Origin of the sequence: Streptomyces sp. IBSBF 2435, from assembly GCF_036815005.1 — a bacterium.
Taxonomy (GTDB): Bacteria; Actinomycetota; Actinomycetes; order Streptomycetales; family Streptomycetaceae; genus Actinacidiphila.
The window spans coordinates 55,092-68,425 of record NZ_JAJSYW010000013.1; the positions used below are offsets into that span (position 1 = coordinate 55,092).

The following is a 13,334-nucleotide window of genomic DNA, read 5'->3' on the forward strand; positions in this document are numbered from 1 at the left end:
CATGAGCGACACCCTGATCCGCGGGGCCAAGATCCTCGGCGGCGCCCCCCAGGACGTACTGCTCAGCGGCGGGACCGTCGCCGCGGTGGGCACCGGCCTCGACGCGGACGGCGCCACCGTCGTGGAGGCCGCGGGCCACATCCTGCTGCCCGGCCTGGTCGACCTGCACACCCACCTGCGCGAGCCCGGCCGGGAGGACTCCGAGACCGTACTGACCGGCACCCGCGCCGCCGCGGTCGGCGGCTACACCGCCGTGCACGCCATGGCCAACACGTTCCCCGTCGCCGACACCGCAGGTGTCGTCGAGCAGGTCTGGCGGCTCGGCAAGGAGTCCGGCTACTGCGACGTCCAGCCGGTCGGCGCCGTCACCGTCGGCCTGGAGGGCAAGCAGCTCGCCGAACTCGGCGCGATGGCCGACTCCGCCGCCCGGGTGCGGGTCTTCTCCGACGACGGCAAGTGCGTGGACGACGCCGTCATCATGCGCAGGGCGCTGGAATACGTGAAGGCCTTCGGCGGCGTCGTCGCCCAGCACGCCCAGGAGCCGCGGCTCACCGAGGGCGCCCAGATGAACGAGGGCACCGTCTCCGGCGAGCTGGGCCTGACCGGCTGGCCCGCGGTCGCCGAGGAGTCGGTCATCGCCCGCGACGTCCTGCTCGCCGCGCACGTCGGCTCCCGGGTGCACATCTGCCACCTGTCCACCGCCGGCTCGGTCGAGATCGTCCGCTGGGCCAAGTCCAAGGGCTGGGACGTCACCGCCGAGGTCACCCCGCACCACCTGCTGCTGACCGACGAGCTGGTCCGCTCGTACAACCCGGTCTACAAGGTCAACCCGCCGCTGCGCACCGAGGCCGACGTCATGGCGCTGCGCGAGGGGCTCGCCGACGGCACCATCGACTGCGTCGCCACCGACCACGCCCCGCACCCGCACGAGGACAAGGACTGCGAGTGGGCCGCCGCGGCCATGGGCATGGTCGGCCTGGAGACCGCGCTGTCCGTGGTCCAGCACACCATGGTCGACACCGGCCTGCTGGACTGGGCGGGCGTCGCCGACCGCATGTCGGCCCGCCCCGCAGCCATCGGCCGGCTCGCAGGACACGGCCGCCCGGTCGCCGCCGGCGAGCCCGCGAACCTGGTGCTGGTCGATCCCGCATACCGTGGGGTCGTCAATCCCGCGGGCTTCGCCTCCCGCAGCCGCAACACCCCCTACGCGGGCCGCGAGCTGCCGGGCCGCGTCGTCGCCACCTTCCTGCGGGGCCACGCGACGGTCATGGACGGGAAGCTCACATGACACCTCTGACGCAGCTCGCAGCCGCGCTCGCCACCGCACAGGGCGGCGAGAAGCACTCGGCGAAGGTCACCGACTGGACCGACAGGATCGGCTGGATCGTCGGCCTGATCCTGGTCATCGGCCTGGTCTACTGGCTGATGCGGCAGGGCTGGCAGTGGCGCCGCACCCTCCAGGGCGGCCTGCCCGCCCTCCCGCAGGCCCCCGAGGACGCCGGCGAACCCCTGCTGGAGACGGACGGCCGCTACCACGGCAGCACCACCGCCGGGCAGTGGCTGGACCGGATCGTCGCCCACGGCCTCGGCGTACGCAGCAGGGCCGTGCTCACCCTCACCGAGCAGGGCCTCGACGTGGACCGCGCCGGCGCCCCCGGCTTCTTCGTGCCCGCCGCCGCCCTGCGCGGCGCCCGGCTCGACAAGGGCATCGCGGGCAAGGTGCTCACCGAGGGCGGCCTGCTGGTCGTCACCTGGGAGCACGGCGGCACCCTCATCGACTCCGGCTTCCGCTCCGACCACGCGGCCGGGCACCCCGCGTGGGTCGAGCAGATCAACCGGCTCAGTGGCGACAGCGTCGTCGTCTTCACCGACACCAGGCCGGGCACCAGGCACCACGAGAAGGAAGGCGCACAATGACGACCTCCACCCGGGCGGCCACCGTACCCGCCGTACTCGTCCTGGAGGACGGCCGCTCCTTCCGCGGCCGCGCCTACGGCGCGGTGGGGGAGACCTTCGGCGAGGCGGTCTTCTCCACCGGCATGACCGGCTACCAGGAGACGCTGACCGATCCCTCCTACCACCGCCAGGTGGTCGTCATGACCGCCCCGCACATCGGCAACACCGGGATCAACGACGAGGACCCCGAATCCTCCCGCATCTGGGTCGCGGGCTACGTCGTACGCGACCCCGCGCGCGTCCCGTCCAACTGGCGCTCCCGCCGCTCCCTGGACGACGAACTCACCGCACAGGGCGTCGTCGGCATCAGCGGCGTCGACACCCGCGCCCTGACCCGGCACCTGCGCGAGCGCGGGGCGATGCGGGTCGGCATCTTCTCCGGCGGCGCGCTCGCCGACGACGACACCCTGCTCGCCCGGGTCCGCCAGGCACCCGAGATGACCGGCGCCGACCTGTCGGCCGAGGTCGCCACCGAGCAGGCGTACGTCGTCCCCGCCATCGGCGCCAAGCGGTTCACCGTGGCCGCGCTCGACCTCGGCATCAAGGGCATGACCCCGCACCGGATGGCCGAGCGCGGCATAGAGGTGCACGTCCTGCCCGCCACCGCGACCGTCGAGGACGTCTACGCGGTCGCCCCCGACGGCGTCTTCCTGTCCAACGGCCCCGGCGACCCCGCCACCGCCGACCTCACCGTCATCCAGGAAGTGCTGGCCCGCCGGACCCCGCTGTTCGGGATCTGCTTCGGCAACCAGCTGCTCGGCCGGGCGCTCGGCTTCGGCACGTACAAACTCAAGTACGGCCACCGCGGCATCAACCAGCCCGTACAGGACCGCGCCACCGGCAAGGTCGAGGTCACCGCGCACAACCACGGCTTCGCCGTGGACGCCCCGCTCGACCGGATCAGCGACACCCCCTACGGGCGCGCCGAGGTCAGCCATGTCTGCCTCAACGACCAGGTGGTGGAGGGGCTGCGGCTGCTCGACCGGCCGGCGTTCAGCGTCCAGTACCACCCCGAGGCCGCCGCGGGCCCGCACGACGCCGCGTACCTGTTCGACCGCTTCACACAGCTCATGGAGGCCCAGCGTGCCTAAGCGCACCGACATCCGGTCCGTTCTGGTCATCGGCTCGGGTCCGATCGTCATCGGCCAGGCCGCCGAGTTCGACTACTCCGGCACCCAGGCCTGCCGGGTCCTGAAGTCCGAGGGACTGCGGGTCGTCCTGGTCAATTCCAACCCGGCCACGATCATGACCGACCCGGAGATCGCCGACGCCACCTACGTCGAGCCGATCACCCCGGAATTCGTCGCCAAGATCATCGCCAAGGAGCGCCCCGACGCCCTGCTGCCCACCCTCGGCGGCCAGACCGCGCTGAACACCGCGATCTCGCTGCACCAGGACGGCACCCTGGCCGAATACGGCGTCGAGCTGATCGGCGCCAACGTCGAGGCCATCAACAAGGGCGAGGACCGCGAGCTGTTCAAGGGCGTGGTCGAGGCGGTCCACGCGAAGATCGGCCACGGCGAGTCCGCCCGCTCGGTCATCTGCCACTCCATGGACGACGTGCTCGCCGGCGTCGGCACCCTCGGCGGCTACCCCGTCGTGGTGCGCCCCTCCTTCACCATGGGCGGCGCCGGCTCCGGCTTCGCCCACGACGAGGAGGAACTGCGCCGCATCGCCGGCCAGGGCCTGACCCTCTCGCCGACCACCGAGGTGCTGCTCGAGGAGTCCATCCTCGGCTGGAAGGAGTACGAGCTGGAGCTGATGCGCGACAAGCACGACAACGTCGTGGTCGTCTGCTCCATCGAGAACTTCGACCCGATGGGCGTCCACACCGGCGACTCCATCACCGTCGCCCCCGCGATGACGCTCACCGACCGCGAGTACCAGACGCTGCGCGACATCGGCATCGCCGTGATCCGCGAGGTCGGCGTCGACACCGGTGGCTGCAACATCCAGTTCGCGGTCAACCCCGAGGACGGCCGGGTCATCGTCATCGAGATGAACCCCCGGGTGTCGCGCTCCTCCGCGCTGGCGTCCAAGGCCACCGGCTTCCCGATCGCCAAGATCGCCGCCCGGCTCGCCGTCGGCTACACCCTCGACGAGATCCCCAACGACATCACCCGCAAGACCCCGGCGTCCTTCGAACCCACCCTCGACTACGTGGTCGTGAAGGTGCCGCGGTTCGCCTTCGAGAAGTTCCCGGCCGCCGACGCCACCCTCACCACCACCATGAAGTCGGTCGGCGAGGCGATGGCCATCGGCCGCAACTTCACCGAGGCGCTGAACAAGGCGCTGCGCTCGCTGGAGAAGAAGGGCTCCCAGTTCGACTTCACCAGCCCGGTCGGCGACAAGGCCGACCTGCTGGCGCTGGCCGCCGTCCCCACCGACGGGCGGATCAACACCGTCATGGACGCGATCAGGGCGGGCGCCACCCAGGAGGAGGTCTTCACCGCCACCAGGATCGACCCCTGGTTCGTGGACCAGCTCTTCCTGATCCACGAGCACGCCCAGGCCCTCGCCGCGGCCGACCGGCTCGCCCCCGAACTGCTCGCCGACGCCAAGCGGCACGGCTTCTCCGACGCCCAGATCGCCGCGGTCCGCGGCCTGCGCGAAGAGGTCGTCCGCGAGGTGCGGCACGCGCTCGGCATCCGCCCGGTCTACAAGACCGTCGACACCTGCGCCGCCGAATTCGCCGCCGACACCCCGTACTTCTACTCCTCCTACGACGAGGAGAGCGAGGTCGCGCCCCGCACCAGGCCGGCCGTGATCATCCTCGGCTCCGGGCCCAACCGGATCGGCCAGGGCATCGAGTTCGACTACTCCTGCGTGCACGCCTCCTTCGCGCTGCACGACGCCGGGTACGAGACCGTGATGGTCAACTGCAACCCCGAGACCGTCTCCACCGACTACGACACCTCCGACCGGCTGTACTTCGAGCCGCTCACCCTGGAGGACGTCCTGGAGATCGTGCACGCCGAGACCCTGGCGGGACCCGTCGCCGGCGTCATCGTGCAGCTCGGCGGCCAGACCCCGCTGGGCCTGGCGCAGGCGCTGAAGGACAACGGCGTGACCGTCGTCGGCACCTCGCCCGAGGCCATCCACCTCGCCGAGGACCGCGGCGCCTTCGGCCGGGTCCTCGCCGAGGCGGGACTGCCCGCGCCCAAGCACGGCACCGCCACGTCCTTCCCCGGCGCCAAGGCCATCGCCGACGAGATCGGCTACCCGGTCCTGGTCCGGCCCTCCTACGTGCTCGGCGGGCGCGGCATGGAGATCGTCTACGACGAGACCCGGCTCGCGTCCTACATCGCCGAGTCCACCGAGATCAGCGCCGACCGCCCGGTCCTGGTCGACCGCTTCCTCGACGACGCCATCGAGATCGATGTGGACGCGCTCTACGACGGCCACGAGCTGTACCTCGGCGGCGTCATGGAGCACATCGAGGAAGCCGGCATCCACTCCGGCGACTCCGCGTGCGCGCTGCCGCCGATCACCCTCGGCGGCCACGACATCAAGCGGCTGCGCACCTCCACCGAGGCCATCGCCCGCGGCGTCGGGGTGCAGGGCCTGATCAACATCCAGTTCGCGCTGGCCGGGGACATCCTCTACGTGCTGGAGGCCAACCCGCGCGCGTCCCGTACCGTGCCCTTCACCTCCAAGGCGACGGCGGTGCCGCTCGCCAAGGCCGCGGCCCGCATCTCGCTCGGCGCGACGGTGGCGGAACTGCGGGCCGAGGGCATACTGCCCGCCACCGGCGACGGCGGCACGCTGCCGCTCGACGCGCCGATCTCGGTCAAGGAGGCCGTGCTGCCCTGGAGCCGCTTCCGCGACGTCCAGGGCCGCGGGGTCGACACCATCCTCGGCCCGGAGATGCGCTCCACCGGCGAGGTCATGGGCATAGACGCGGTCTTCGGCACCGCCTACGCCAAGTCCCAGGCCGGCGCGTACGGTGCGCTGCCCACCAAGGGCCGCGCCTTCATCTCGATCGCCAACCGCGACAAGCGCGCGCTGATCTTCCCGGCCCGCGCGCTGATCGAGCACGGCTTCGAGATCCTGGCCACCTCGGGCACGGCGGAGGTGCTGCGCCGCAACGGGATCCCGGCGCGGGCCGTGCGCAAGCAGAGCGAGGGCGTCGGGCCCGCCGGGGAGCCGACGGTGGTGACCCTCATCCACGAGGGGGAGATCGACCTCATCGTCAACACCCCGTTCGGTACGGGGGGCCGGCTCGACGGCTACGACATCCGCACGGCTGCGGTGGCCCGCGGGATTCCCTGCCTGACCACGGTTCAGGCGCTGGCCGCGGCGGTGCAGGGCATCGACGCGTTGACGCGGGGCGATATCGGGGTGTGCTCCTTGCAGGAGCACGCCCGGCTCCTCACAGCCGCCCGCGCCGACTGACCCGTCGGCCCCGGGGGCGGGCTCCCCTTCGGCAAGGGGGCGCCCCACAGGGGCGCGGGGAACTGCGCGCCCAGCCCCCACCGGGGGCGCGCAGTTCGCGCGGCGGGTCGTGCCCCGTAAGGAGGCGCTGGGGGACCCCCGTGCGAAGCTCTGGGGGCGGAACGGCGCGAGCAACCCGCCACCGGCCGGTGGTCCGGAGCGGACCCGAACAGCCCTTTCGGGCCGGTGGCGACCCGCGCCACGGTGGGGGCCGGGCGCGCAGTTCCCCGCGCCCCTCGCAAGGCGCCGCCTTACGCAGCAGACCCCCGGCTCCGCTGCAGCGGAGAGGCACCCCTGCCGAAGGGGGACCGCCCGACCCCCGGCCCGGGGGACGCGTACCCCTCGGGCACAGCCCCCCCCGGCCCCGCGGCAGCGGATGGGCGCCCCGGGGGCGGAACCATGGCGCCCGGGCGGGCGCACCGGATGAGAGAAGGCGACGCCTTGTACCACCTGTTCTTTCGGCTGGCCTTCCGCAGGATGGACGCCGAGAAGGCCCACCACCTGGCTTTCCGGTGGATCCGAGCCGCCGCCCGCGTCCCCGCGCTGCGGACACTGCTGTCCGCCGCGCTGGCCCCGCGCCACAAGAGCCTGCGAACCCTCGCCTTCGGGCGCGAGATGAGCGGGCCGTTCGGCCTGGCCGCAGGCTTCGACAAGAACGCCGTCGCGATCGACGGCATGGCCATGCTCGGCTTCGACCACGTCGAGGTCGGCACGGTCACCGCGCAGGGCCAGCCGGGCAACCCGGTCCCGCGGCTGTTCCGGCTGGTGGGTGATCGCGCGCTGATCAACCGCATGGGCTTCAACAACGACGGCTCCGCCGCCGTCGCCGCGCGCCTCGCCGCCCGGCGCACCGTCTTCCCGACCACCGTCGGCGTCAACATCGGCAAGACGAAGGCCGTCCCCGAGGGTGAGGCCGTACAGGACTACGTCACCTCGGCCGAGCGGCTGGCCGCGCACGCCGACTACCTGGTCGTCAACGTGTCCTCGCCGAACACCCCCGGCCTGCGCGACCTCCAGGCCGCCGCGGCGCTGCGCCCGCTGCTCGCGGCCGTACGGGAGGCTGCCGACCGGGCGGTCACCGACCGCCGGGTGCCGCTGCTGGTGAAGATCGCGCCCGACCTGGCCGACGAGGACGTGGACGCGGTCGCCGACCTCGCCGTCGAGCTGGGCCTCGACGGCATCATCGCGACCAACACCACGATCGCCCGCGAAGGGCTCGGCCTGACCGCGGAGCCGGCGCTGACCGGGCAGGCCGGCGGGCTGTCCGGCGCGCCCCTGAAGGACCGCTCGCTCGATGTGCTGCGGCGGCTGTACGCCCGGGTCGGCGACCGGATCACGCTGGTCGGCGTCGGCGGCGTCGAGAACGCCGAGGACGCGTGGCAGCGGATCCTCGCGGGGGCCACCCTCGTACAGGGATACAGCGCCTTCATCTACCAGGGGCCGTTCTGGATGCGCGCGGTCCACAAGGGCCTGGCCGTCCGGCTGGCCGCGAGCCCGTACGCCACCCTCGCCGACGCGGTCGGCGCCGACACCAGGAAGGTCAGCTCATGACGACCCCGCACCCCGAACCCTTCGGCGCGCGGCTGCGCCGCGCCATGGACACCCGCGGTCAGCTGTGCGTCGGCATCGACCCGCACGCTTCGCTGCTGGCCGACTGGGGCCTCGGCGACGGTGTCGCGGGCCTGGAGCGCTTCACCATGACCGTGGTGGAGGCGCTGGGGGAGCAGGTCGCGGTGTTCAAGCCGCAGTCCGCGTTCTTCGAGCGCTTCGGCTCGCGCGGTGTCGCCGTGCTGGAACGGGCGGTGGCGCGGGCGCGGCAGGCGGGCGCGCTGGTGCTGATGGACGCCAAGCGGGGCGACATCGGCTCGACGATGGCCGCGTACGCCGCCACGTATCTGGACAAGGACTCGCCGCTGTTCAGCGACGCGCTGACGGTCAGCCCCTATCTCGGCTTCGGCTCGCTGCGGCCCGCGCTGGACGCGGCGCGGATCTCCGGCTCCGGCGTCTTCGTCCTGGCGCTGACCTCGAACCCGGAGGGCGCGCAGGTGCAGCGGGCGACGGCGGGCGACGGCAGGCAGGTGGCGCAGCTGGTGCTCGACGACATCGCGGCGGAGAATTCCGGCGCGGACCCGCTCGGCTCGGTCGGCGCGGTGGTCGGCGCGACCCTCGGCGAGGCCGGCGCCGACCTGGCGGTGAACGGCCCGCTGCTGGCCCCCGGCGTCGGCGCCCAGGGCGCGACGCCCGCCGACCTTCCCGCGGTCTTCGGCGCCGCGCTCGGCAATGTGCTGCCGAGCGTGAGCCGCGGGGTGCTCAGGCACGGTCCTGACGGGCGCGCGCTGCGTGATGCGGCGCTGCGATACGCCGACGAGGTGCGCACCGCCTTCGAGGGGGCCTGAACCGGCCGCCGGAAGCGCGGACAGGCGGGGCAATAGTGCGGTAATACCCTCCGGTAATACGCTCGAATATCGAACCGAAAAAGGGTCGGTTTCAACCACCTGCGGCATTGAGCCCGCAAGGTGTTCCGCTTTGTCCCAAATATCCCCTCGGATCAAGGCTGACCAGGACTTTTCGTCTGTTCTCGCTGACTTGAGCCGTCCGGACCGCTAGTCTCCGACAGGAGCGCGCAGTTCACCCGCGCGGCTCTTCATCCCGCAGGTGCGGGGTGCGTTCCACAAGGTCCATATCCGATTGCTCTACATCCGAGGTGACGTAGGCGTGGCTCTTCCGCCCCTTACCCCTGAACAGCGCGCTGCCGCGCTCGAAAAGGCCGCCGCGGCTCGCCGGGAGCGCGCCGAGGTCAAGAACCGGCTCAAGCACTCCGGCGCCTCCCTGCACGAGGTCATCAAGCAAGGCCAGGAGAACGACGTCATCGGCAAGATGAAGGTCTCCGCCCTGCTCGAATCCCTCCCCGGTGTCGGGAAAGTGCGCGCCAAGCAGATCATGGAACGGCTCGGCATCTCCGAGAGCCGCCGAGTGCGCGGTCTTGGCTCGAACCAGATCGCGTCCCTGGAGCGCGAGTTCGGCGGCACCCCCGCCTGAGTTCCCGGGACGTCCGGGAAGCAGTGATAATCGCTCCATGAGTTCTGCAGTCTCCCGGGGGGCAGCACGCCCCCTCGCTTCGCAGGGGGTCGCTCCGGCCCCCCCGGTCAGACGTCCGCGGCTGACCGTGCTCTCCGGCCCCTCGGGGGTCGGCAAGAGCACGGTCGTCGCCCATCTGCGCACGGTGCACCCCGAGGTATGGCTCTCGGTGTCGGCGACCACCCGCAAGCCGCGCCCCGGCGAACAGCACGGTGTGCAGTATTTCTTCGTCGACGACGACGAGTTCGACAAACTCGTCGCCAACGGCGAACTGCTGGAGTGGGCCGAATTCGCCGGCCACCGCTACGGCACACCCCGCCGGGCGGTGCTCGACAAACTCGCCGCGGGTGAGCCGGTGCTGCTGGAGATCGATCTCCAGGGCGCCCGGCTGGTCCGCGAGTCGATGCCGGACGCCCACCTGGTCTTCCTCGCCCCGCCCAGCTGGGACGAGCTGGTCCGCCGGCTCACCGGCCGCGGGACCGAGTCGCCCGAGGTGATCGAGCGGCGGCTGGCCGCCGCCCGGGTCGAACTGGCCGCCGAGTCCGAGTTCGACCGGACACTTGTCAACACCTCCGTCGAGGATGTAGCACGCGAGCTGCTAGCCTTGATGCAGATTGTCTGAACGGTTTTACGTTTGTCCATGCTGGTCCAGCTTTGTCCAGCATCATCCAATCAGTAGGGGTAGGTAGAGCGTGTCCTCTTCCATCAGCACGCCCGAGGGCATCATCAACCCGCCGATCGACGAGCTGCTCGAAGCCACCGACTCGAAGTACAGCCTGGTGATCTACGCGGCCAAGCGGGCCCGTCAGATCAACGCGTATTACTCCCAGCTCGGCGAGGGCCTGCTGGAATACGTCGGGCCCCTGGTGGACACCCACGTCCACGAGAAGCCGCTCTCGATCGCGCTGCGCGAGATCAACGCGGGTCTGCTGACCTCCGAGGCCGTGGAGGCCCCCGCACACTGAGCCCGCGCGCTCACGACGAACAGCCCGTACGGCACCTCGTACGGCACCACCACAGGCCCGGCGGCGCGACCGCCGGGCCTGTGGTGTGTCATGGGGTGAGCGGATCCTTCGACACCGGTGGGAGAGACGATGACGCGCGAGGCTGACGGCGGGCACGTGGCGGGCGGCAGGCCGCGGGTGGTGCTCGGGGTGAGCGGCGGCATCGCCGCCTACAAGGCCTGCGAGCTGCTGCGCCGGCTCACCGAGTCCGGGCACGACGTCACCGTGGTGCCGACCGGGTCCGCGCTGCACTTCGTCGGCGAGGCCACCTGGTCCGCGCTGTCCGGCAACCCGGTCTCCACCCGGGTCTGGGACGGCGTCCACGAGGTGCCGCACGTCAGGATCGGCCAGCACGCCGACCTGGTCGTCGTCGCCCCGGCCACCGCCGACCTGCTCGCCAGGGCCGCCCACGGCCTCGCCGACGACCTGCTCACCAACACCCTGCTCACCGCCCGCTGTCCGGTCGTCTTCGCCCCCGCCATGCACACCGAGATGTGGGAGCACCCGGCCACCCGGGAGAACGTCGCGACGCTGCGCCGCCGGGGCGCCGTCGTCGTCGAGCCCGCGGTCGGCCGGCTCACCGGCGCCGACACCGGCAAGGGCCGGCTGCCCGACCCGGCCGAGATCTACGAGGTCTGCCGCCGGGTCATCGCCCGCGGCGACCAGCCGCGGGACCTCGTGGGACGCCACGTGGTGATCAGCGCCGGCGGCACCAGGGAACCCCTCGACCCGGTCCGCTACCTCGGCAACCGCTCGTCGGGCAAGCAGGGTTACGCCCTGGCGCGTACCGCCGTCGCCCGCGGCGCCCGGGTGACGCTGGTCGCCGCCAACGCCGCGCTGCCCGACCCGGCCGGCGCCGACGTGGTGACCGCGGGCACCGCGGCCCAGCTGCGCGAGGCGGTGCTCAAGGCCGCCGAGGACGCCGACGTCGTCGTGATGGCCGCCGCGGTCGCCGACTTCCGGCCCGCCGCCTACGCCGCCGGCAAGATCAAGAAGAAGGACGGTGAGGAGCCCGCGCCGCTCACCCTGGTCCGCAACCCCGACATCCTCGCCGAGCTGTCCGCCGACCGGCCGCGTCCCGGGCAGCTGGTCGTCGGATTCGCCGCCGAGACCGACGACGTCCTCGCCAACGGCCGCGCGAAGCTCGCCCGCAAGGGCTGCGACCTGCTGGTCGTCAACGAGGTGGGGGAGAGCAGGGCGTTCGGCAGCGAGGACAACGAGGCCGTGGTCCTCGGCGCCGACGGCAGCGAGACCGCGGTGCCGTACGGCCCCAAGGAAGCGCTCGCCGACACGGTGTGGGACCTGGTCGCGGCCAGGCTTCCGGCGGGTGCGGAACAGAAATCCCCCGATCGGGCGCAATGAGGCGAACAAATCACCCGATATAGTATTTCAACGGGGCTGATCGTCGTACTGCGGACGCGGCGTTGGCAGCGATGGCATATCCAAGGATCGAGATGCCGTGCCCGTCCGAGCGGCGCGACCGATAAACTGACCCGCGGAGCGCCAGGCGCAGCCCGGTGCGCTCCGCCAAGATTCAGCCAGCAGCCGCTGCAACCCCAGGGAGCGATGTGTCCCGCCGCCTCTTCACCTCGGAGTCCGTGACCGAGGGCCACCCCGACAAGATCGCTGACCAGATCAGCGACACGATCCTCGACGCACTCCTGACGGCCGACCCCACATCCCGGGTGGCCGTCGAGACGATGATCACGACCGGCCAGGTGCATATCGCGGGCGAGGTGACGACCACCGCCTACGCGGACATCGCCACCCTGGTGCGCAACAAGATCCTCGACATCGGCTACGACTCGTCCAAGAAGGGCTTCGACGGCGCCTCCTGCGGCGTCTCGGTGTCCATCGGCGCGCAGTCCCCCGACATCGCGCAGGGCGTCGACACCGCGTACGAGAAGCGGGTCGACGGCGACGACGACGAACTCGACAAGCAGGGCGCGGGCGACCAGGGCCTGATGTTCGGTTACGCGACCGACGAGACGCCCGTGCTGATGCCGCTGCCGATCACCCTGGCCCACCGGCTCTCCCGGCGCCTCACCGAGGTCCGCAAGAACGGCACCATCCCGTATCTGCGGCCCGACGGGAAGACCCAGGTCACCATCGAGTACGACGGCGACAAGGCGGTCCGCCTCGACACCGTCGTGGTCTCCTCGCAGCACGCCTCCGACATCGACCTGGAGTCGCTGCTCGCCCCCGACATCCGCGAGTTCGTTGTCGAGGTCGAGCTGAAGGCACTGCTCGAGGACGGCATCAAGCTCGACACCGAGGGCTACAAGCTGCTGGTCAACCCGACTGGACGCTTCGAGATCGGCGGCCCGATGGGCGACGCCGGCCTCACCGGCCGGAAGATCATCATCGACACCTACGGCGGTATGGCCCGCCACGGCGGCGGTGCCTTCTCCGGCAAGGACCCGTCCAAGGTCGACCGCTCGGCCGCGTACGCGATGCGCTGGGTCGCCAAGAACGTCGTGGCGGCCGGCCTCGCCGCCCGCTGCGAGGTCCAGGTCGCCTACGCCATCGGCAAGGCCGAGCCGGTCGGACTCTTCGTCGAGACCTTCGGCACGGAGAGTGTCGACGTCGAGAAGATCGAGCAGGCCATCACGCAGGTGTTCGACCTGCGCCCGGCCGCGATCATCCGGGACCTCGACCTTCTGCGGCCGATTTACGCGCAGACGGCGGCCTACGGGCACTTCGGGCGGGAGGGCGCCGACTTCACGTGGGAGCGGACCGACCGCGTCGACGCGTTGCGCTCAGCCGCGGGCCTCTAAGCCCCCGACTCCGCCGCGCAGTTCCCCGCGTACCGTTTCGCGGGGGGCTGCGCGTTCGCGCGCCAGGGGGGGACGTGCCTGGGGC

The 13,334-nt window shown here is 71.7% G+C and carries 11 protein-coding genes; all 11 read left to right on the forward strand.

Translation table 11 applies throughout. The features are described from left to right. Position 1: 1 nt before the first annotated feature. Positions 2-1,288: a dihydroorotase gene (locus V7E46_RS04725; RefSeq protein ID WP_329180777.1), complete on the forward strand. Its 1,287-nt coding sequence runs from the start codon at positions 2-4 to the stop codon at positions 1,286-1,288. After that, entirely contained in the window at positions 1,285-1,917 is a 633-nt protein-coding gene (locus V7E46_RS04730) for a PH-like domain-containing protein (protein ID WP_333767220.1), read from the forward strand. Before V7E46_RS04725 ends, V7E46_RS04730 begins: the two co-directional genes overlap by 4 nt. Then, on the forward strand, positions 1,914-3,047 hold the full coding sequence (gene carA, locus V7E46_RS04735; protein ID WP_333767221.1) for a glutamine-hydrolyzing carbamoyl-phosphate synthase small subunit: 1,134 nt from the start codon (positions 1,914-1,916) through the stop codon (positions 3,045-3,047). The genes V7E46_RS04730 and carA overlap by 4 nt, the downstream gene beginning before the upstream one ends. After that, on the forward strand, positions 3,040-6,351 hold the full coding sequence (carB, locus tag V7E46_RS04740; RefSeq protein WP_333767222.1) for a carbamoyl-phosphate synthase large subunit: 3,312 nt from the start codon (positions 3,040-3,042) through the stop codon (positions 6,349-6,351). The genes carA and carB overlap by 8 nt, the downstream gene beginning before the upstream one ends. A gap of 480 nt (positions 6,352-6,831) precedes the next feature. Then, complete coding sequence (locus tag V7E46_RS04745) at positions 6,832-7,941, forward strand: quinone-dependent dihydroorotate dehydrogenase (RefSeq protein ID WP_333767223.1); 1,110 nt, start codon at positions 6,832-6,834, stop codon at positions 7,939-7,941. Next, entirely contained in the window at positions 7,938-8,786 is an 849-nt protein-coding gene (gene pyrF, locus V7E46_RS04750) for an orotidine-5'-phosphate decarboxylase (protein WP_333767224.1), read from the forward strand. The genes V7E46_RS04745 and pyrF overlap by 4 nt, the downstream gene beginning before the upstream one ends. A gap of 319 nt (positions 8,787-9,105) precedes the next feature. Beyond that, on the forward strand, positions 9,106-9,429 hold the full coding sequence (locus V7E46_RS04755) for an integration host factor (RefSeq protein WP_073502779.1): 324 nt from the start codon (positions 9,106-9,108) through the stop codon (positions 9,427-9,429). A 37-nt stretch (positions 9,430-9,466) separates the two neighbouring features. Further along, positions 9,467-10,090, forward strand: coding sequence for a guanylate kinase (gmk, locus tag V7E46_RS04760; protein WP_329180790.1), 624 nt, complete (start codon positions 9,467-9,469; stop codon positions 10,088-10,090). A 70-nt stretch (positions 10,091-10,160) separates the two neighbouring features. Then, on the forward strand, positions 10,161-10,433 hold the full coding sequence (rpoZ, locus tag V7E46_RS04765) for a DNA-directed RNA polymerase subunit omega (protein ID WP_329180792.1): 273 nt from the start codon (positions 10,161-10,163) through the stop codon (positions 10,431-10,433). 129 nt (positions 10,434-10,562) lie between these two features. Next, complete coding sequence (gene coaBC, locus V7E46_RS04770) at positions 10,563-11,834, forward strand: bifunctional phosphopantothenoylcysteine decarboxylase/phosphopantothenate--cysteine ligase CoaBC (RefSeq protein WP_333767225.1); 1,272 nt, start codon at positions 10,563-10,565, stop codon at positions 11,832-11,834. A 206-nt stretch (positions 11,835-12,040) separates the two neighbouring features. Further along, complete coding sequence (gene metK / locus V7E46_RS04775) at positions 12,041-13,249, forward strand: methionine adenosyltransferase (protein WP_333767226.1); 1,209 nt, start codon at positions 12,041-12,043, stop codon at positions 13,247-13,249. The last annotated feature ends 85 nt before the right edge of the window (positions 13,250-13,334 follow it).